Below are 18,498 nucleotides of genomic sequence, written 5' to 3'. Positions count from 1 at the left end.
CATCGATCACTGTTGCTTTTGCTAAATGTCGTCTGTGGCGGCCAAGTACGGCTGGATATCCACCTCGTCGAGTTGGTCGCGGTGGAGGAATTTTTCGCCGTACGTGCGGTACACGCCACTGGTGAGGAACAAGCGAAACAGCTGTGCGTCGATATGCTGGTCGCGGGCCATGAAACCAAGAATCTTTATTGACTCGGACAATGTCTTGGCGGGTTTGTAAGGACGATCGGCGGCGCTCAGCGCCTCGAAAATGTCGGCAATCGCCATCACCCGTTCAGCGATACTCATGTCCTCCCGGTTCAAGCGACGTGGGTAGCCGGTGCCGTCCATCTTTTCGTGGTGATTGCCAGCAATGGTTGGCACGCGCTTGAGATGACGCGGCAAGGGCAAGGTGTTGAGCATGATGATCGTCTGCACGATGTGCTCGTTGATTTTGAAACGCTCTTCCTCGGTCAGGGTGCCACGGCGAATGCTCAGGTTGTACAGCTCGCCATAGTTGTAGGCGTGCGCCGGCAGGCGCATGTCGAAACCCCAGATGTTGTGCGGATCGTGTTTGTCCACCGGTGGCTTGCGCTCACCCCAGGGCACAATGTGCTCGGGACGGTCGTCCAGCAGCTGTTCCGGCGCCGGCAAAGTAGGCGATGGGGCTGATTTCAGGCGCTCGGCTTCATCGCGAGAGACACCCAGGCGATTATCGAAATACCGTAGCCACTGGCGACTGCCGATTTGCTCGAGGCGTTGAATGTCTTCATCGCTCATGAACTCGCCACCGATGTTGGCGTTGGCAACGAAGGCAAACTCCTGCTGCAGATCGGCCCTGCGGTTGTCAAGCGAGAGTTGCAGGCTTTGTTTATCACCGCCAGCGGCCAGGGCTTGCCAATAATCCAGCTCGGCGTCGCGCCAGAGTACTTCAAAGCGTGTGCGAATCTCGTGGATACGGTTGTACAAGGTTTCCAGCTTGGTGGCTTTATCGACCACGTACTCGGGGCTGGTGACCTTGCCGCAGTCATGGAGCCAGGCCGCGATCTTGAACTCGTAGCGCTCCAGTTCATTCATGTGAAACTGCGCATAAGGGCCGCTGCGGGCGGCGATAACCTCGTTCATGAGCATTTCTGCCAGTTGCGGCACACGTTCGCAGTGACCGCCGGTGTAGGGGCTCTTGGCATCGGTCGCGTCGGCCAGAAGCTTGATGATGGCGTCGAGCAGGCGTTGCTGGTTTTCGATCAACTGGCGCGTCTCGATGGCCACCGCAGCGGCGCCTGAGGACTCCTCGACGAATCGACGGAACGCCTGGGGTGCGCCACCCGGTTGTTGCTGCGCAGCGGCGAGTTGCAGCACCAGAATACCCAGCAAACGCTCGCTGCGATCGTTCAGTACCACAGTGAGGTACTCAGCCTGGCTGCGCAGCGCCAGCGCCACGGCGGCGCTCAGGTCTTCCTGGCCATGCACACGCAAGCTCAGTTCAGGCGGATACTGATCGCCGCGGCAATGCGCTGCTAGGCGTAAATTGTCGGAGTCATCGTCAAGCAGATAGATCGCCCCTCCCTCGACAGCGGTGGCTTGCACCAATTGCCTGAGTACACCGTTGAGCATGTTATCCAGGTCGGTTTCGCGGCTGAGGGTCAGGTTGATGGCCTGGAAGTTGTTGATGGTGCGCGACATGTTGCCCAGCACATGGCTGAGCTCACTGACTTCGCTGATCTTCGACTGGACCCCTATGGCCTGATTGAAATCGAAACTGTCCAGTGCACGCACTTGCCGGGTCAATGCGCGCAAAGGCTTGCCGATACGTCGCGCCAGCGCCCAGCCCACCAGCATCAACAGGGCAATCAACGCAGTGGCCCATACAGCTTGCTTGATCAGCAGGTGGCGGGCCTCGCCGAGCAGTTCGGATGCAGGGATAGCGATGAGCAAGCGCAGATCGTGTTGGGTAAACGACGACAGCGGCACTTGAAAGCCGTACCAACGCTTGCCACCGGCCTGGAAACGGCGTGCATCGACACCTTTGTAGTCGCTGGCGAACAACCAGTTAAGGCTTTCCTCCCCCAATTCGTGAAGGCGTGACAAGCGCAGTTGGTTACCGTCCTTGACGACCACGCGTTGCGGGTCTTGATAAATGATCACGCTACCCGAACTGTCTACCACGGCCATTTCGGTGCCGGGGGTCATGCGCAAATCCTCGACCTCACCACCGAGGTCATTCACCGATGCATCCATGCCCAGCACGGTTGAACCGTCGATACTGCGCTGGGCCACGGTCAGGCCTATTTCGCGGGTGGTAAAGAACACATAGGGCTTGGTCAGCACCGAGCTTGACGTACCCATGCCTGCGATAAACCAGGAGCGTGTGCGTGGATCGAAGTGGTACTCAGGTTTAACTGCAGTATCGAGCAGGGCCAGTTGCCGATCATAGAATCGCCACTCGCCGACGAGCTGACCCGCGTCGTCCAGGCTGATGCTCTGCACCAGATAGGCGGCACCTGGGGGCGCTTGCAGGTCTTGCTGGACTTGCTCGTTGCGCAGTTCCCGCACCAACAGGAACTCACCGTTTGGATAGCCCACATACACCGCGCTGAGCATCTTGTTGGTTTCCAGACTTGCTACCAGCAAAGGCAAACGCTCAAGGCGCTCTGGCAGCGTGCTGGCTTGTGAGATCGGGTCGTACGCCAGCAAGTGAATCGAACTGATCACCGGATCGATCAAGCGCTGGGCGCGCTCATTGATGGTCAGGCCAAGCTGGTGGGTGGCATTGGCCGAGGCCACCAGCGACGCCTGCTCTATACCCCGGTAACCCTGGTAGGCGAGCACACTCCCCAATACCAGGGTACTCAACATGATTGCCAGGCCGATGAGCACCTGCAGGGGGAACCCGCGACTGTGGGGGCTGTTCAAGGCTTTGATCCTTCATCGGCACGCGTTGGGGTATCTGCTGTTTATAGCTTGCCCGCCAAGGGGGCGGCTTGCGTACGTGAATGCTAGACCAGCTCCAGTGCACACGCCAAAAGGCCTTTTCTGGCTGAAAATACTCATTCAAATGCGATAAGCCGTGATTATTTCATTAAAGAATCAAGATTTTCGAGCGAGGTTTTATCGAGTCAGATACCATGTAAACACGTAGTACATACCACAATACGAAATAGTAGGAGTACCCATGGCTCGGGGCGGTATAAACAAGGCGGTTGTGCAGAAGGCCCGCCAGGCACTCCTGACCCGTGGTGTACACCCTAGTATCGATGCAGTACGTATCGAGCTCGGTAACACTGGCTCGAAAACCACGATTCATCGTTATTTGAAGGAGCTGGATACCCAGTACCCGGCGTCACCGGCCAGTACACCTAACCTCAGTGACGCACTGGCAAACCTGGTCGAACAATTGGCCGAGCAGCTACGCGAGGAAGGGGAGGCGCGCATTGCACTGGCGCAGGCTGCGTTCGAGCGTGAGCGACAAACATTGTTGGCCCAGGTGCAGATCAGCCAGCAGGCACTGGCAGCGCTGCAACAGCAGCATGAAATCCAGGCCGCCGCCCTGGCCGGAGCGTCTGCCGAGCTGGCCACGGCGCGCAGTACCTTGCAAACCGAACAGACCCGTAATGCCACGCTCAACCAGTCAGTGGGTGAATTGCAACTGCGTCTGGCCGACAAGGACGAACAGATCGTCTCCCTTGAAGATAAGCACCAGCACGCCCGCGACGCGCTCGAGCACTACCGCACTGCCAGCCGTGAACAACGCGAGCAGGAGCAGCGTCGGCATGAAGGGCAGGTGCAGCAGCTTCAAGTCGAGTTGCGCCAGTTGCAGCAGACGCTGATCGTCAAGCAGGACGAGTTGACACGTTTGAACCGCGACAACGAAGGCCTGCTGGTACAGATCCGTACCCTCAAAGAGGGTCAGCGTACACTCAAGACCCAGGCTGACCGGCGCCAGGCGCAGATCCAGGGGCTGGAGATAAATCTGGCACAGCTCAATGGCTCGCGGGATGAACTTGAAAAACAGAATCAGAACCTGGCCCTGAGCCTGGCGGAGCGGGTCACTGAACTGCGTCAGCAATTGCAATTGATCGGCAAGCTGGAGGCGCAGTTGCGTCAGGCCGAAAAGCTTGCCCATCCAGTCAGCGCTGAAGATTCAAGCGCTTAGCGCAGCGGTCGTTGAGGCCATGGCGCTGCTCGGCAGCCAACCGTTGTTGCAGAAAGACGCCCAGGCTGTGCTCGTCAACCACTACGCAGGCATGGCCATTACCAATAAAGGTCTGATGCTGCGAGGCATTGAGCTCGTCGCCACTGGCGAGCCACTGCAAACCTTCGTAGGCGGTAAAAGCCTGAGCAGCAGAGCGTTCTAGCACCGCAAACAGGTGCGCATCCTGGTCATGGGCCACACGGATGGTTGGAGGCATAGAGACAGCGTCCAATAGAAAATCGCAGCTATTCAAGGTCATGGAGCACTACGCGTCAAGGCTTCGCACCGCCACCCAGCGGCAATCAAGACCCGCAAAGCTTTTTGCTCTCTAGCAACTACAAAAATCATAATTTCGCCTTTTCAAGCCTTTGCACAGAATGCGCCCTACACCCACCCACGGCCATCCGCGTGGGAAACCTCAGTAGGGCGCAGAGATGACAAATAATAAGACAGCAGTAGACACGCTTGTGGTTGGCGCCGGCCAAGCCGGTATTGCCATGAGCGAACATTTGAGCCGCCTGGGCGTGTCGCACCTGGTCCTTGAACGTAATCGCATTGCCGAAGCCTGGCGTACTGGACGCTGGGACTCGTTGGTTGCCAACGGTCCTGCCTGGCACGATCGCTTCCCTGGCCTTGAGTTCGAGGGGCTGGATCCTGATGCCTTCGCCCCCAAGGATCAGGTCGCCGATTACTTCGAAGCCTATGCCCGCAAATTCAATGCGCCGGTGCGTACCGGCGTAGACGTGACCAAGGTCGAGCGCAACGTAGGGCGTCCTGGCTTTACGGTTGAGACCACCGACGGTGTGATCGAAGCCAACAATGTAGTGGTCGCCACCGGGCCATTTCAGCGTCCGGTGATTCCCGCTATCGCGCCAGTCGACAGCAAGGTCGCGCAGATCCATTCCGCCGAATACCGCAACCCGCAGCAATTGGCCGACGGCGCCGTATTGGTGGTAGGTGCCGGTTCTTCTGGGGTGCAGATCGCCGATGAACTGCAGCGTGCCGGCAAGCAGGTCTACCTTTCGGTGGGTGCCCATGATCGTCCACCACGCGCTTACCGCAACCGCGACTTCTGCTGGTGGCTGGGGGTGCTCGGCTTGTGGGATGCCGAAGGTGTACAGCCGGGCAAAGAGCACGTCACCATTGCTGTGAGCGGTGCGCGCGGCGGCCATACCGTGGATTTTCGTCGCCTGGCCCAGCAAGGCATGATCCTGGTCGGCCTGACCAAGGCCTTCGACAACGGTGTGGTGAGCTTCGAGGCGAACCTGGCCGAGAATATTGCCCGCGGTGACGAAAACTACCTGGCCTTGCTTGATGCCGCCGACGCCTACATCGACGCCAATGGCCTGGATCTGCCGCAGGAGCCGGAAGCGCGAATCATGCTGCCTGATCCAGCCTGCCTGACTCAGCCGATTCTGGAGCTAGACCTGGCCAAGACTGGGGTGACCACCGTTATCTGGGCCACGGGTTATTCGGTCGACTACGACTGGCTGAAGGTCGATGCCTTCAAGGCGGATGGCAAGCCGCAGCACCAGCGCGGCGTCTCCAGCGAACCGGGCATCTACTTCGTCGGCTTGCCGTGGCTGGCCCGTCGTGGCTCGGCCTTTATCTGGGGTGTGTGGCACGACGCCCGGCACATCGGCGAGCACATCATCAAGCAGCGCGCCTATTTCGACTATCGAGATGCCTCACAACGCCAGGCAGCGAGCCCTGAGCCCACCCTTCAATCCGCCAGCCTTATGGAGGTCCGTTGATGCCTACTCATACCCGCATTCGCATGTTCAACACCAAAGACACTTACCCGAACCAGACCCTGGACAACGACCTGTGCCAGGCAGTGCGTGCCGGCAACACTGTGTACGTGCGCGGCCAGGTTGGCACCGATTTCAACGGGCAACTGGTAGGCCTGGGTGATCCTCGGGCGCAGGCCGAGCAAGCCATGCGCAACGTCAAGCAACTGCTCGAAGAAGCGGGCAGCGACCTCAGCCACATCGTCAAGACCACCACTTACCTGATCGATCCACGCTACCGCGAGCCGGTGTACCAGGAGGTTGGCAAGTGGCTCAAGGGTGTCTTCCCGATCTCCACCGGTCTGGTGGTCAGTGCCCTCGGCCAGCCGCAGTGGTTGATGGAAATCGATGTGATTGCAGTCATTCCCGAATAAGGAGCGTGCACCATGACCTTTTCCATCGTCGGCCGCTGTGCTGAAACAGGCCAGCTCGGCATCGCGATCAGTTCATCGAGCATTGCCGTGGGCGCGCGTTGTCCCTGGATGCGCTCGGGGGTAGGCGCGGTCTCGAGCCAGAACATCACCCTGCCTGCCCTTGGGCCCCAAGTATTGGACGCTCTGGGCGAAGGCTTGACGCCTCAGCAGGCGCTCGATCATGCGCTGACTCGCAACGGCTATAGCCAGTATCGTCAGGTTGCGGTTATCGATGCCCAGGGGCGCACTGCGGTATTCAGCGGCAACCACACCCTGGGCACCCACAATGCCTTGGCCGGTGAGCAATGTGTTGCAGCCGGCAACTTGCTGGCCAATCGTGGCGTGATCGAGAGTATGGTCGCGGTGTTCGAAAGCAGTGAAGGCTGTTTGGCGGCGCGCTTGCTCGCCGCGTTGCAAGCGGGTCAAGACGCCGGTGGTGAAGCCGGTGCGGTGCATTCGGCGGCCATGTCGGTGGTGGACGAGCTGGTGTGGCCCATCGTCGATCTGCGCGTGGACTGGGCTGAGGAAAATCCCATTGGCGAACTGCATACACTCTGGGCTGCCTATCAACCGCAATTGCAGGACTACCTGACCCGCGCCCTCAATCCAACCCTGGCACCGAGTTACGGAGTACCGGGCGATGAGTGAGCTGCGCAGCCGCGCCTTGCTGGCCAAGCTCATCGGTTTTGCCACGGTGAGCCGCGACTCGAACCTTGCGTTGATCGAGTTCGTGCGTGACTACCTGCAAGGCCTGGGAGTCAGCTGCGAGCTGATCTACAACGCCGAACGCAGTAAAGCCAACCTACTGGCCAGCATCGGCCCGGCCGTGGAAGGTGGTGTGGTGCTGTCAGGGCACACCGATGTGGTGCCGGTGGAGGGGCAGGCCTGGACGGTCGAGCCGTTCGCCATGACTGAACAACACGGCAACCTCTACGGCCGTGGTGCGGCAGACATGAAAGGCTATCTCGCCTCGGTGCTGGCTGCCGTACCGGTGTTTCTGGCCAGCCCTCTGCGCCGACCGGTGCACCTGGCGTTCTCTTATGACGAAGAAGTGGGTTGCCTGGGCGTGCGTAGCCTGCTGGAGGTGTTGCCACAGCGAATCCCGCAACCGGCGCTGTGCCTGATCGGCGAACCCACCGAGTTGAAGCCGGTACTGGGGCACAAGGGCAAGCTGGCAATGCGTTGCCACGTGCATGGCGCACCGTGCCATTCGGCATACGCGCCGTACGGCGTCAATGCCATCGAGCAGGCTGCGCGGCTGATCGGGCGCCTGGGCGAAATCGGTCAGCGCCTGGCTGCGCCAGAACACCACGATGACCGTTTCGACCCGGCGTACTCCACGGTCCAGGTCGGAGTGATCCAGGGCGGTACAGCCTTGAACATCGTTCCGGCTGATTGCCGCTTCGACTTCGAAGTACGCGCCTTGCCCGCCTTCGAGCCGCAAGGGGTGCTGGATGAGCTGCAAACCTATGCCGAGCAGACGCTATTGCCTGCCATGCAGGCTGTCAATGTCGACACCTCCATCCGTTTTGAAGCCATCTCGGCCTATCCGGGCCTGGCGACCGCGCCGAAAAGTGCCGCAGCCCAGCTCATTGCCCACCTGTGCGGCAGCGATGCCTTCAGCACCGTGGCCTTTGGTACGGAGGGCGGCTTGTTCGATCAGGCCGGTATTCCTGCCGTGGTGTGCGGTCCCGGCAGCATGGAGCAAGGACACAAGCCCGACGAATTTGTCAGTGTCGAGCAAATGGCAGCCTGCGACCGGCTGATGGACCGATTGGCAGCCTACCTCTGCAACACCCGATAACGATAAGGAGTTTGCGGTGAACGATTTCAATCAATGGACAACGCTGGCGGGACAACAACGTTTGATCGACACAGCGTTGATCGACGGCCAGCCTTGTCAGGCGCAAAGCGGCGAGCGCTTCGAGGTCATCAACCCGGCTACCAACGCGGTGCTGGCGCACGTGGTTGCCTGTGGGCAGGCGGAAGTGGACCTGGCGGTTTCATGTGCTCGTCGAGCGTTCGAGCAGGGACCCTGGGCAAGAATGGCTCCCGGAGAGCGCAAGGCGATATTGCTCAAGCTGTCGCAACTGATGCTCGAACACCGTGACGAACTGGCCTTGCTCGACTCATTGAGCATGGGCAAGCCGGTAATGGATGCCTGGAACATCGACGTACCCGGTGCCGCCCATGTATTCGCCTGGTACGGCGAAAGCCTCGACAAGCTGTACGACCAGGTCGCACCGACTGCGAGCAATGCCCTGGCGACCATCACTCGCGTACCGCTGGGCGTGATCGGTGCGGTGGTGCCGTGGAACTTCCCGCTGGACATGGCCGCCTGGAAGCTAGCCCCAGCCTTGGCTGCTGGCAACAGTGTGGTGCTCAAGCCGGCAGAACAATCGCCGTTCTCGGCCTTGCGCCTGGCCGAACTGGCGCTTGAGGCGGGTATACCGGCGGGTGTACTCAACGTCATACCCGGTTTGGGCGAGGAGGCCGGTCGCGCCCTTGGCTTGCACATGGATGTCGATGCGCTGGTGTTTACCGGATCGACCGAAGTCGGCAAGTACTTCATGCAGTATGCCGCGCAGTCGAACCTCAAGCAGGTCTGGCTCGAGTGCGGTGGCAAAAGTGCAAACCTGGTGTTTGCCGATTGCCAGGACCTGGATCTGGCGGCTGAGAAGGCGGCATTCGGGATATTTTTCAACCAGGGTGAAGTGTGTTCGGCCAACTCGCGCTTGCTGGTGCAACGCTCGATTGCCGATGAGTTCATCCAGCGCTTGATCGACAAAGCTGGCAAGTGGCAACCCGGCAACCCATTGAACCCGGCCAGCAGCGCGGGGGCGATTGTCGATGTTAAGCAGGCGCAACGCATCATGCAGTACATCGAGCAGGCTCAAGGAGAGGGCGCGCAACTGGTCTGCGGCGGCCGCCAACTGAGCTTCGACGGCTCGAACAACTTCATCGAGCCAACGATTTTCACTGGCGTGACGGCCGACATGACCCTGGCCCGTGAAGAAGTGTTTGGTCCGGTCCTGGCGGTCAGCGTGTTCGATGACGAAGACCAGGCCGTAGGGTTGGCCAACGACCACATTTATGGCCTGGCAGCCTCAGTCTGGAGTGATGACCTTAACCGCGCACTTCGCGTAGCGCGGCGCTTGAATGTCGGTACGGTCTCGGTCAATACCGTCGATGCCCTGGATGTGACCGTGCCCTTTGGTGGCGGCAAACAGTCGGGCTTTGGCCGCGACCTGTCACTGCATTCATTCGACAAATACACCCAATTGAAAACCACCTGGATTCAACTGCGCGGCTGAGGACCTGTGTGGGCTGCCTTGCCCTGCGAAATATCTCCAAATAAAACTAAGAACGGAGCAATCGATGAATACCAATGCAAGCGTGTCCGCGGGCGCCCTGGCGCCGCCTGCGAGCAGAAAGAAACTGGGCCTGACCGCTTTGTTGGCCGTCGCCATCGGCCTGGTCGTTTCGCAAGGGGTGATGGTGCTGATGCTGCAGGGCGTCGGCATCGCCGGGGCGGGCTTCATCATCCCCCTGGCGCTGGCCTGGCTGTTGGCCTTGAGCTACGCCTGCTCGTTCTCGGAGCTGGCCTTGATGATTCCCCGCGCAGGCAGCCTGAGTAGCTACACGGAAGTCGCCATCGGCCAGTTTCCGGCAATCCTCGCGACGTTTTCGGGGTACGTGGTGGTGGCAATGTTCGCGCTGTCGGCAGAGCTGCTGCTGATGGAGTTCATCATCGACAAGGTGTATCCGCACTCGATGCCACCGCTGACCGTAGCCCTTGGCGTGCTGGCGCTGTTCACCGTGCTCAACCTGTTCAACATCGATATCTTCGCCCGACTGCAAACGGTGTTGGCGGTGGTCATGGTCGTGGTGTTGCTGGTCATGGGCCTGAGCGCGATGAACAGCGATATCGTCCCACCCAACCCAAGCCTGTTCGAAATCGCCGGCTGGAACCCGATGGGCCTGGGCGTGATCGCCTTGACGGCAATGGCTGTGTGGGGGTTTGTCGGCGCCGAGTTCGTCTGCCCGCTGGTGGAAGAAACACGTCGCCCGGAACGCAATATTCCCGGGTCGATGATGCTTGGCCTGACCGTTATCTTCGTGATCATTGCCTTGTATGCGTTGGGCGCGTTGCTCACGGTGCCGCAGGCAGAACTCGCCAGCAACGGCCTGCCTCATTATCTGTTCGCCACCACGGTGTTTGGTGAAACCGGCAAGGTATTTCTGGTCACCGCAGCCATCACGGCAACCTGCAGTACGTTGAACAGCTCACTGGCAGCCATTCCGCGGATGCTGTTCGGCATGGCGTGCAACGGCCAGGCCTTCGGCATTCTCAAGCGCCAGGGCAAACGTACCGGTGCGCCTTGGGTCGCGGTGCTGTTCGTCGCAGCTATCACCGGTTTGCCACTGTTGCTGATGCACGACCATCCAGACGCGATCAACCAGTTGCTGCTGGCCGCTGCCCTGGCGTGGTTGTTGGCCTACATCGTTACCCACATCAACGTCATCGCCTTGCGTCGCCGCTATCCGCAGGTGCACCGGCCGTTCCGTACACCGTTCTACCCATTGCCACAATTGTTCGGTATCGCCGGCATGCTCTTTGCGATCTGGAACGTTTCGCCTAGCCCGGAAATGACCTTCTCGATCTTCGCCTACGCCGGCCTGGTGCTGCTGATCGTTTCGATCATCGCGGTGCTGTGGATCAAATGTGTGATGGGCAAACCCCTGTTCAAGCCAGAACCGCTGCAAAGCGCGCTTGTGGCTGGCAACGACAACAATCAATAAGGAGACACGCAATGACCACTCAAGTCAAAACCGACCGTAGCACCAGCGACTACCAGGCCCTGGATGCGGCGCACCACATTCATGCGTTTCTCGACCAGAAAGCCCTGAACGAAGAAGGTCCGCGCGTAATCGTTCGCGGCGAAGGCCTGGCGCTTTGGGACAACGACGGTAAGCGTTACCTGGACGGCATGTCGGGCCTGTGGTGCACCAACCTCGGCTATGGCCGCAAGGACCTGGCTGCCGCGGCCAGCCAGCAGCTTGAACAACTGCCGTACTACAACATGTTCTTCCACACCACACACCCGGCGGTGGTCGAACTGTCGGAGCTGTTGTTCAGCCTGTTGCCGGACCACTACAGCCATGCGATCTACACCAACTCCGGCTCTGAGGCCAACGAGGTATTGATCCGTACCGTACGCCGCTACTGGCAGATTCTCGGCAAGCCGCAGAAGAAAATCATGATTGGCCGCTGGAACGGCTACCACGGCTCGACCCTGGGCGCCACGGCACTGGGTGGGATGAAATTCATGCACGACATGGGCGGGGTAATCCCGGATGTCGCGCACATCGACGAGCCGTATTGGTTCGCCCATGAAGGCAACCTGACCCCAGCCGAATTCGGCCTGCGTGCAGCGCGCCAGCTGGAAGAGAAGATTCTTGAACTGGGTGCCGAAAACGTGGCCGCCTTTGTCGCGGAACCCTTCCAGGGTGCAGGCGGGATGATCTTTCCGCCAGAAAGCTACTGGCCGGAAATCCAACGCATCTGCCGTCAGTACGACGTGCTGCTGTGCGCCGACGAAGTGATCGGTGGTTTTGGCCGCACCGGTGAGTGGTTCGCCCATGAATACTTCGGATTCGAGCCCGACACCCTGTCGATCGCCAAAGGCTTGACCAGCGGCTACATCCCAATGGGTGGCCTGATCCTGTCCAAGCGCATGGCCCAGGTACTGGTAGAGCAGGGCGGGGTATTCGCCCACGGCCTGACCTATTCCGGGCACCCGGTGGCTGCGGCGGTAGCGATCGCCAACCTCAAGGCCCTGCGCGACGAGGGCATTGTTACCCGGGTCAAGCAGGAAACTGGTCCGTACCTGCAGAGCTGCCTGCGCGAAGTGTTCGGTAATCACCCGATGATTGGCGAAGTTCAGGGCGCCGGCCTGGTGGCGGCGCTGCAGTTCGCCGAAGACAAAGCCAGCCGCAAGCGCTTTGCCAACGAGAACGACATGGCCTGGCGCTGCCGCACCATCGGCTTCGAAGAGGGCCTGATCATTCGCTCGACCCTGGGGCGCATGATCATGGCCCCGGCGCTGGTCGCTGGCAAAGCCGAGATCGATGAGCTGGTCGATAAAACCCGAATAGCCGTAGACCGCACCGCACGCGAATACGGTTTGCTGTAAAGCCCCGTACACCGGCTCGTACGGGCGAGCCGGCATCTAATAAGAGGAACAGATCCATGTCCAGATCCTTGCGTTGCAGTGTTCCCTTTGCCTTGGTCCTGCTGTGCGGTGCTGTCCAAGCCGCGCCACAGAACCTGACGGTGATTTCTTTTGGCGGTGCTACCAAACAGGCCCAGGACAAAGCCTATTTCCAACCCTTCAACGCCAGCGGTGCAGGACGCGTCGTAGCGGGTGAATACAACGGTGAGCTGTCGAAAATCAAAGCCATGGTCGATGTTGGCCATATCAGTTGGGACGTGGTCGAGGTGGAGAGTCCGGAGTTGCTACGCGGCTGCGACGAAGGACTGTTCGAGCGCTTGGACCCGGCACGCTTTGGCGATGCCGCGCAGTTCGTACCGGGTACCCTGAGCGAGTGTGGAGTGGCCACCTACGTGTGGTCGATGGTGATGGCCTACGATCATGACAAACTGGCAAAGGCACCGACATCCTGGGCGGATTTCTGGAATATCAGTGAATTTCCCGGCAAGCGCGGTTTGCGCAAGGGCGCCAAATACACGCTGGAAATCGCCTTGCTTGCTGATGGGGTCAAGCGCGAGCAGCTATATGAAGTGCTGGCAACGCCTGAAGGGGTAAGCCGCGCTTTTGCCAAACTCGACCAGATCAAAGGCAACATTCAGTGGTGGGAGGCGGGCGCGCAACCTGCGCAGTGGTTGATCGCCGGCGACGTCATCATGAGTGCGGCCTACAACGGGCGTATCGCCTCTGCGCAGAAGGAAGGCATGAAACTCGGCATCGTCTGGCCGCAAAGCCTTTACGATCCAGAATATTGGGCAGTGGTAAAGGGCACACCGAACAAGGCGTTGGCCGAAGACTTCATCGCCTTCGCCAGTCAGCCGCAGGCACAGAAGGTGTTCTCGCAAGAGATACCGTATGGGCCGGTACATCGCGATGCACTGAAACTGTTGCCGGAGGCTGTCCAGCAACAGCTACCTACGGCCCAGGCCAACCTGGCCCAGGCGCAGGCGGTAGATGCAGCGTTTTGGGTCGACCATGGCGAGGAACTGGAACAGCGTTTCAATGCCTGGGCGGCGCGCTGATTTCAGCTCAGCCAGGCAGCGAACTGTTCCTTGCAGTAATCGACAAACAACTGCGCAGGCTTGGTCAGCTGCGCACGTTTCAACCAGCCGGCTACCAGTCCGGAGCCGGTGACCTCCTCAACCAGTTCCACACATACCAGCGCTTGCCCGTCGTAAGTGCTGGTCGTGTGCGGGCGGGTTACCAACACTGCAAAGCCGAAGCCCTGGCCGACCATGCCCCGGACCATTTCGATCGAGGGTGAGCTGAAGACGATGTTCGGACTCAGGCCCAACTCTTCGAAGATGCTGACGAAATAGGTGCGGCTGGGCTGCACATCCAAAAGAATCATCGGTTCCAGTGCCAAGTCGCGTAGTGACACCTGCGTCTGTTCGGCGAAGCGGTGGCCGACCGGCAGCAGCGCGTAGGGGCGTTGCGGCGCCATCAATGCCTCGGTTTCGATGGTGCTGTCCAGGTCATGGTCATAGAAGATCGCCAGGTCGAAGCGCCCCCCGGTCAGACCTTGTACCAATTCCTGTTGCTCGCCGTCCTGCAAACGGATCTCGACGCCGGGGAAGCGTTCGCGAAAGCCTTTGATCAAGCGCGGCAGGTAGAGCGGGGCGACTGTCTCGAAACAGCCAATGTCGATTTGGCCGCAGACCACATCGTTGTCGGCCAGGGCGTTTTGCTCGAACTCCCGGGCCATGCGCAGCAGTTCCTGGGCCTTGCGGTAGAAGCGCGCGCCACCGGGTGTAAGCGAAACACCCTGGGCATGATGGCGGATGAACAACTGCACACCAAAGCTGTCTTCCAGGCCTTTGACTGCCGTTGAAATCGACGGTTGCGCGATGTAAAGCTTGCGCGATGCTTCAGCAACGCTGCCGCACTCCACGGTAGTGACGAAATACTTCAACTGACGCAAGGTATAGGACGCCACAGTGCACCTCTGGCTGATTATTTTGCTACAGGGTAGCGCGTTGGGCCCGGGCCTCTGCAGCGGATTTTACTGGGCATTGAGGATATTTTCGCTGGGCAACCGTTGATCGCCTCGAAGGCACGCGGTGAAGCGAGCACCCTCCAACGCTTACGGTTCGGCTTTTTTCCGGGCCGTATTCATGAGGTATCTGCCATGAGCCAGCAACGCCCTGAAGATGATCCACTGTGGAAAGACCCGCTGAACAATCCACAACGTGAACACGACCCGGTTACAGACCCCAACGTCGAGGGTGACCGGCAGCGCCAGGAGCATCCACAAGACATCGAGCGCCTGCCCGATGCTTCGGATGGTGAAACCAATCTGCCGGACCCTGACCAGCCCACTCCGTTGTCGGATGAACGTCGCTAGTCGACAGTCAGCTCTTGCACCTGCCAGCGCACAGAGCTGACACCTTTTTCCAGGCTGACCCGGCTGACCAGACGTTCCAGCTGGGTCGGTGCATCAGGGCTGCCCAGCAGTTCGGCGCGAACCTCCAGCTTGGCGGGGTTGGCCAAGTCTTCACTGTGCAACGACTGCAACCGCAGACCATCACTGCCGAAGCTGTGCAGCATCAGGCTGCGCACCTGGATTTCGTCTTCGGCGCGGCAGGTAATGCGCACTTCAAATCGCTGCTCAGCTTCATTGGCCGGCAGCACTTCCTGATGGTTCAGACGTTGGGAGATGTCACGCAGCAAGATGTTGGCACACAGCACCACGCAACTGCCAAGCGCTGCCTCCAGTAGCAGGCCCATACTGCAGAGCACGCCAATGGCCGCCGTGCACCACAGGGTTGCGGCGGTATTGAGGCCGCGTACGTTCAGGCCATCACGCATGATCACCCCACCCCCCAGAAAGCCGATACCCGACACCACGTAGGCAGCAATGCGCGAGGCATCGGTTGCGGCCATGCCCGGCACGGCCTGGGTCATCAATACGAATAGACAGGCACCGGTACTGACCAGGGCGTTGGTGCGCAGGCCGGTGAGGCGCTGGCGCAGTTGCCGTTCAGCGCCGATCAAGGCGCCCAGTACGAGCGCGACGGATACGCGCAGAAGAAATACTTTCCAATCCATAAAAAACCTCGAATCCACGGCACAACGCCGCAAAGCATCGAATTCTTTCGACGCAGGTGTGAACGAATGGATTGCGAAGGGTCACTAACCACTGCCACGCTTTAGCGGGCGAGTAAGCAGGGAGGGAGAATGAAGCGTCGCATCCACATAGGAAGCGAGGCACCACTGACCACCATGTACGGCAGGGCAGTGGCAGAAAGAGTCTGCTGAACTAGCGCGCCGTATGAACCTGTCGCAATCGACCAGGGCAACTGTCCAATGCAGGACTCCTGTATAGGCATGCAAAAATGCGGGCGAGAAACTAACGTTCAAAAGGGGTGGGGTCAAGGCTGTTTTCATGACAATTGTTTTAGAGCGCCCGGCGTGTCGCTGTTCCAGATTTGCAACTCTGCAACGTGCCATTGTGTCTTTTCCCGGCCCGCGGCAGTGGCTAAGGTATCCAGCACGGCAAGGCGAGGGCGCGGTATGCAGCCACTGATCAACTATTTCAAGATGGTGCTGCACCCAAGCGCGGAGACCTTCCGCTTTGCGTTGCGAACCATCGTAGCCTGCCTGCTGACGCTATACCTGGCCTTCATTTTCGACCTCGACCAACCCAAATGGTCGATCATGGCGGTGTTCATCGTCAGCCAGCCGCTGGGTGGCATGACCTTGCAACGCAGTTTTGCCCAGGTGGTGGGCACCACCGTAGGAGCGGTCGTCGCGGTGTTGATCATGGCGCTGTTCCCCCAGGCGCCGCTGCCATTCATAGTGACCCTGGCGCTGTGGCTGGCACTGTGTACGGCTGGCGGTACATTGCTGCGCTATACAAGCTCCCATGCCTTTGTACTCAGCGGTTTCACTGCCGTGGTGGTAGCCATGTTGGCTATCCCCGAGCAGGACAACACCTTGATGCTGGCAATTACCAGGGTCACCGAAACCTTGCTGGCGGTGGCTTGCGTGTGTGTGGTCAGCCTGCTCAGTGCCCGCCCCCAAGCGGTCACCACCGGCTATTTCGCCAAGGTCGACAATTTGATCAAGTTAATGGCCGCACATGCCGCAGCAGCCATTCGTGGCGAAGAAGGCGCTGAAGCGTTCAGCCGACGACAAATGCAGATCCTCGGTGAAATCAGCGCCCTGGAAGGGCTGCGTCGGCACCTCTATTTCGATGCGCCGCACCTGCGTGGTGCCAATGGCTTGGTGCAGTTACTCGGCAACCAACTGGTACTGCTCAGTTCGCGCTTGACGGTGTTGCGCAACCAGAAACTGATGATCGCCGAACGCTGGCAGGGCGCCTATCCCGAGTTCATCAACCAGTTGCTCAATGACGAACTGGCCTTTCTCGATCAGTTGGCACATCAGGGCAGGGCCATGCCGGCCAGCCTCCGTCAGCACTTCAGCGCGCTGCAACGGCGTTTTGACCATGCCGCCCTGCAAGCCGAGCAGTTGCAGCATGACCTGCCGGCGACGTTGCGTTCCCTGGCCTGGGCGCTGCGCTGGGAGCAGGCGCGTCTGCTCGAGCAGTTGGGCGAAATGCTTGAGCTAAGTGACGCGATCCAGGAAGGGCGTACGGGCGATTGCCTGTACCGCCAGCCGCGGACCAATCCTTTGCACCTGGACTTTCGCCTGGCGGCAATGAACGCCAGCCGCGCCTTTTGCGCGCTGGTCGTCGCCGGATTGATCTGGATCGAAACGGCATGGGACGGGGCGCGCGCCGGAATGATTCTGGTCGGAATTCTTTGCTCGTTGATGGCGACGTTCCCACGGCCGTTGATGGCTGCGCAAAACTACATGCGTGGCCTGGGCCTGGCGCTGCTGGTGTCGGCGTTGTACCAGTTCTGGCTGATACCACAGGTGGTCGATTTCGAGATGCTTGCGCTGTTGCTGTTGCCGTTGCTGTACGTGGTTGCGGTGGGCCTATCGACGCCAATGACGGCGGGTATCGGCATGGGCCTGGGCTTGTCGAGTTTTCTTCTGTTCGGCCCGCAGAATATCGGGGTCTGGCAGAACACCGCCATTCAGTGGTTCGAGTTTGCCGGTGCCTATATCTGTGGTGGCGTGCTGTCGTTGCTGGTCTATGCCTGGTTGTTCCCGTTCAATCCTTCTTTGCGTATCGAACGGCTGTCTCGCGAAACCCGCGAGCAGGTTTACGGCCTGCTCAAGGGACCTAACTCCGACGAGCGCCAATTTGCCTTTGAAAGCCGCATGGTCGACCGCCTGACGCTTATTCTTGGCTTATTGCCAGCAACGCAGGATGCCCGTTCCAAGGCGTTGTTCGAGGTCAACCTGGCCTGCATGGCCCTGGGGGTTGCCCTGCGTCAGTTGCAGGAGCAGGGCCAGGCTAACCAGTTGCTAGCGGACGACACCCGCGAGCGTCTGGCGCAGGTGTTGCGCAATACCGGTCGCTACGTTGCCGGACGAACCCAGGGGCAACTGTCGGTGCTGCTCGATACCCTGCAGACGCTGGGAGAAGAACTGGATGCCCTGCACAACGAGCAGTTTCACGCAGCGCCCGAGCAGATGCGCTCACTGTTTCGCATTCGGGTCGCACTGTTGGTGATCGGCGGATTCCTGCGCCACTACAGCACCTATCTGGATCCGGCTGCCGAAGGAGAGCCTGCTCTTGCCCATTGACTTCGAAGTGGGTGGCGTCTATCTGCCACCGATCGCTCAGGCTCTGATTCTGGCCATGCCGTTGTTGTTCGCTTTGCTGTGGCTATTGCAGCGTCTTGGCGTAATGCAGCGTGTGTGGCATCCGGCGTTATTCGAGGGTGCGTTGTACAGCTGTATTTGTGCCTTGATCATTCTGTTCATGGGGAGCTGAA

16 protein-coding genes are annotated in these 18,498 nt (G+C 59.8%); 12 read left to right on the top strand and 4 right to left on the bottom strand.

Annotated features, from left to right (window positions below; translation table 11 throughout):
* Nucleotides 1-21: 21 nt before the first annotated feature.
* Nucleotides 22-2,835 (bottom strand): HD domain-containing phosphohydrolase, encoded by a 2,814-nt coding sequence (locus V0R60_RS02265; RefSeq protein WP_330078742.1) that lies wholly within the window; start codon nucleotides 2,833-2,835, stop codon nucleotides 22-24.
* A 316-nt stretch (nucleotides 2,836-3,151) separates the two neighbouring features.
* On the opposite strand from V0R60_RS02265, the gene V0R60_RS02260 reads away from it, so the two are divergent.
* A complete protein-coding gene (locus V0R60_RS02260) occupies nucleotides 3,152-4,132 on the top strand; it encodes a DNA-binding protein (protein ID WP_330078477.1) in 981 nt (326 codons plus the stop codon).
* On the opposite strand, the gene V0R60_RS02255 is transcribed toward V0R60_RS02260, so the two are convergent.
* Nucleotides 4,107-4,388: a hypothetical protein gene (locus V0R60_RS02255; RefSeq protein ID WP_330078478.1), complete on the bottom strand. Its 282-nt coding sequence runs from the start codon at nucleotides 4,386-4,388 to the stop codon at nucleotides 4,107-4,109. The two genes, V0R60_RS02260 and V0R60_RS02255, sit on opposite strands and share 26 nt — an antisense overlap.
* A 217-nt stretch (nucleotides 4,389-4,605) precedes the next feature.
* Here V0R60_RS02255 and V0R60_RS02250 point away from each other — a divergent pair, with 217 nt between their 5' ends.
* From V0R60_RS02250 to V0R60_RS02215, 8 genes are all read left to right on the top strand, one after another.
* On the top strand, nucleotides 4,606-5,925 hold the full coding sequence (locus V0R60_RS02250; RefSeq protein WP_330078479.1) for a flavin-containing monooxygenase: 1,320 nt from the start codon (nucleotides 4,606-4,608) through the stop codon (nucleotides 5,923-5,925).
* Nucleotides 5,925-6,335 carry a RidA family protein gene (locus V0R60_RS02245; protein WP_003201555.1) on the top strand — a complete coding sequence of 137 codons (411 nt, stop codon included), beginning with the start codon at nucleotides 5,925-5,927 and terminating at the stop codon, nucleotides 6,333-6,335. The genes V0R60_RS02250 and V0R60_RS02245 overlap by 1 nt, the downstream gene beginning before the upstream one ends.
* Before the next feature lie 12 nt (nucleotides 6,336-6,347).
* Complete coding sequence (locus V0R60_RS02240; protein WP_330078480.1) at nucleotides 6,348-7,022, top strand: DUF1028 domain-containing protein; 675 nt, start codon at nucleotides 6,348-6,350, stop codon at nucleotides 7,020-7,022.
* Complete coding sequence (argE, locus tag V0R60_RS02235) at nucleotides 7,015-8,178, top strand: acetylornithine deacetylase (RefSeq protein ID WP_136476034.1); 1,164 nt, start codon at nucleotides 7,015-7,017, stop codon at nucleotides 8,176-8,178. Before V0R60_RS02240 ends, argE begins: the two co-directional genes overlap by 8 nt.
* A 16-nt stretch (nucleotides 8,179-8,194) precedes the next feature.
* Complete coding sequence (locus V0R60_RS02230) at nucleotides 8,195-9,688, top strand: aldehyde dehydrogenase (protein ID WP_330078481.1); 1,494 nt, start codon at nucleotides 8,195-8,197, stop codon at nucleotides 9,686-9,688.
* A 64-nt stretch (nucleotides 9,689-9,752) separates the two neighbouring features.
* Complete coding sequence (locus V0R60_RS02225) at nucleotides 9,753-11,177, top strand: APC family permease (RefSeq protein WP_330078482.1); 1,425 nt, start codon at nucleotides 9,753-9,755, stop codon at nucleotides 11,175-11,177.
* Between the two features lie 11 nt (nucleotides 11,178-11,188).
* On the top strand, nucleotides 11,189-12,571 hold the full coding sequence (locus V0R60_RS02220; protein ID WP_330078483.1) for an aspartate aminotransferase family protein: 1,383 nt from the start codon (nucleotides 11,189-11,191) through the stop codon (nucleotides 12,569-12,571).
* Between the two features lie 56 nt (nucleotides 12,572-12,627).
* Nucleotides 12,628-13,668 carry an ABC transporter substrate-binding protein gene (locus tag V0R60_RS02215; RefSeq protein ID WP_136476038.1) on the top strand — a complete coding sequence of 347 codons (1,041 nt, stop codon included), beginning with the start codon at nucleotides 12,628-12,630 and terminating at the stop codon, nucleotides 13,666-13,668.
* 2 nt (nucleotides 13,669-13,670) lie between these two features.
* On the opposite strand, the gene V0R60_RS02210 is transcribed toward V0R60_RS02215, so the two are convergent.
* The gene (locus V0R60_RS02210) at nucleotides 13,671-14,582 is read right to left on the bottom strand and encodes a LysR family transcriptional regulator (RefSeq protein WP_136476039.1); all 912 of its coding nucleotides are present in this window, start codon (nucleotides 14,580-14,582) and stop codon (nucleotides 13,671-13,673) included.
* A gap of 192 nt (nucleotides 14,583-14,774) precedes the next feature.
* On the opposite strand from V0R60_RS02210, the gene V0R60_RS02205 reads away from it, so the two are divergent.
* The gene (locus V0R60_RS02205; protein ID WP_330078484.1) at nucleotides 14,775-14,990 is read left to right on the top strand and encodes a hypothetical protein; all 216 of its coding nucleotides are present in this window, start codon (nucleotides 14,775-14,777) and stop codon (nucleotides 14,988-14,990) included.
* Here V0R60_RS02205 and V0R60_RS02200 read toward each other — a convergent pair.
* A complete protein-coding gene (locus tag V0R60_RS02200) occupies nucleotides 14,987-15,694 on the bottom strand; it encodes an MgtC/SapB family protein (protein WP_330078485.1) in 708 nt (235 codons plus the stop codon). The two genes, V0R60_RS02205 and V0R60_RS02200, sit on opposite strands and share 4 nt — an antisense overlap.
* 465 nt (nucleotides 15,695-16,159) lie before the next feature.
* Between V0R60_RS02200 and V0R60_RS02195 the strand changes: the two genes are divergently transcribed.
* Both V0R60_RS02195 and V0R60_RS02190 read left to right on the top strand, forming a co-directional pair.
* A complete protein-coding gene (locus V0R60_RS02195; RefSeq protein WP_330078486.1) occupies nucleotides 16,160-18,307 on the top strand; it encodes an FUSC family protein in 2,148 nt (715 codons plus the stop codon).
* Complete coding sequence (locus tag V0R60_RS02190) at nucleotides 18,297-18,497, top strand: DUF1656 domain-containing protein (RefSeq protein WP_136476043.1); 201 nt, start codon at nucleotides 18,297-18,299, stop codon at nucleotides 18,495-18,497. Before V0R60_RS02195 ends, V0R60_RS02190 begins: the two co-directional genes overlap by 11 nt.
* The last annotated feature ends 1 nt before the right edge of the window (nucleotide 18,498 follow it).

Origin of the sequence: Pseudomonas auratipiscis (assembly GCF_036324085.1) — a bacterium.
GTDB lineage: Bacteria > Pseudomonadota > Gammaproteobacteria > Pseudomonadales > Pseudomonadaceae > Aquipseudomonas > Aquipseudomonas auratipiscis.
This window is presented reverse-complemented; position numbering and strand designations above follow the sequence as displayed.

Bases quoted from the DNA above. Each gene is read 5' to 3' on its own strand.
- V0R60_RS02260 (WP_330078477.1), top strand. From the start codon at position 3,152: ATGGCTCGGGGCGGTATAAACAAGGCGGTTGTGCAGAAGGCCCGCCAG.
- V0R60_RS02265 (WP_330078742.1), bottom strand. From the start codon at position 2,835: ATGTTGAGTACCCTGGTATTGGGGAGTGTGCTCGCCTACCAGGGTTAC.
- V0R60_RS02245 (WP_003201555.1), top strand. From the start codon at position 5,925: ATGCCTACTCATACCCGCATTCGCATGTTCAACACCAAAGACACTTAC.
- V0R60_RS02195 (WP_330078486.1), top strand. From the start codon at position 16,160: ATGCAGCCACTGATCAACTATTTCAAGATGGTGCTGCACCCAAGCGCG.
- V0R60_RS02255 (WP_330078478.1), bottom strand. From the start codon at position 4,388: ATGCCTCCAACCATCCGTGTGGCCCATGACCAGGATGCGCACCTGTTT.
- V0R60_RS02220 (WP_330078483.1), top strand. From the start codon at position 11,189: ATGACCACTCAAGTCAAAACCGACCGTAGCACCAGCGACTACCAGGCC.
- V0R60_RS02200 (WP_330078485.1), bottom strand. From the start codon at position 15,694: ATGGATTGGAAAGTATTTCTTCTGCGCGTATCCGTCGCGCTCGTACTG.
- argE (WP_136476034.1), top strand. From the start codon at position 7,015: ATGAGTGAGCTGCGCAGCCGCGCCTTGCTGGCCAAGCTCATCGGTTTT.
- V0R60_RS02205 (WP_330078484.1), top strand. From the start codon at position 14,775: ATGAGCCAGCAACGCCCTGAAGATGATCCACTGTGGAAAGACCCGCTG.
- V0R60_RS02215 (WP_136476038.1), top strand. From the start codon at position 12,628: ATGTCCAGATCCTTGCGTTGCAGTGTTCCCTTTGCCTTGGTCCTGCTG.
- V0R60_RS02225 (WP_330078482.1), top strand. From the start codon at position 9,753: ATGAATACCAATGCAAGCGTGTCCGCGGGCGCCCTGGCGCCGCCTGCG.
- V0R60_RS02240 (WP_330078480.1), top strand. From the start codon at position 6,348: ATGACCTTTTCCATCGTCGGCCGCTGTGCTGAAACAGGCCAGCTCGGC.
- V0R60_RS02250 (WP_330078479.1), top strand. From the start codon at position 4,606: ATGACAAATAATAAGACAGCAGTAGACACGCTTGTGGTTGGCGCCGGC.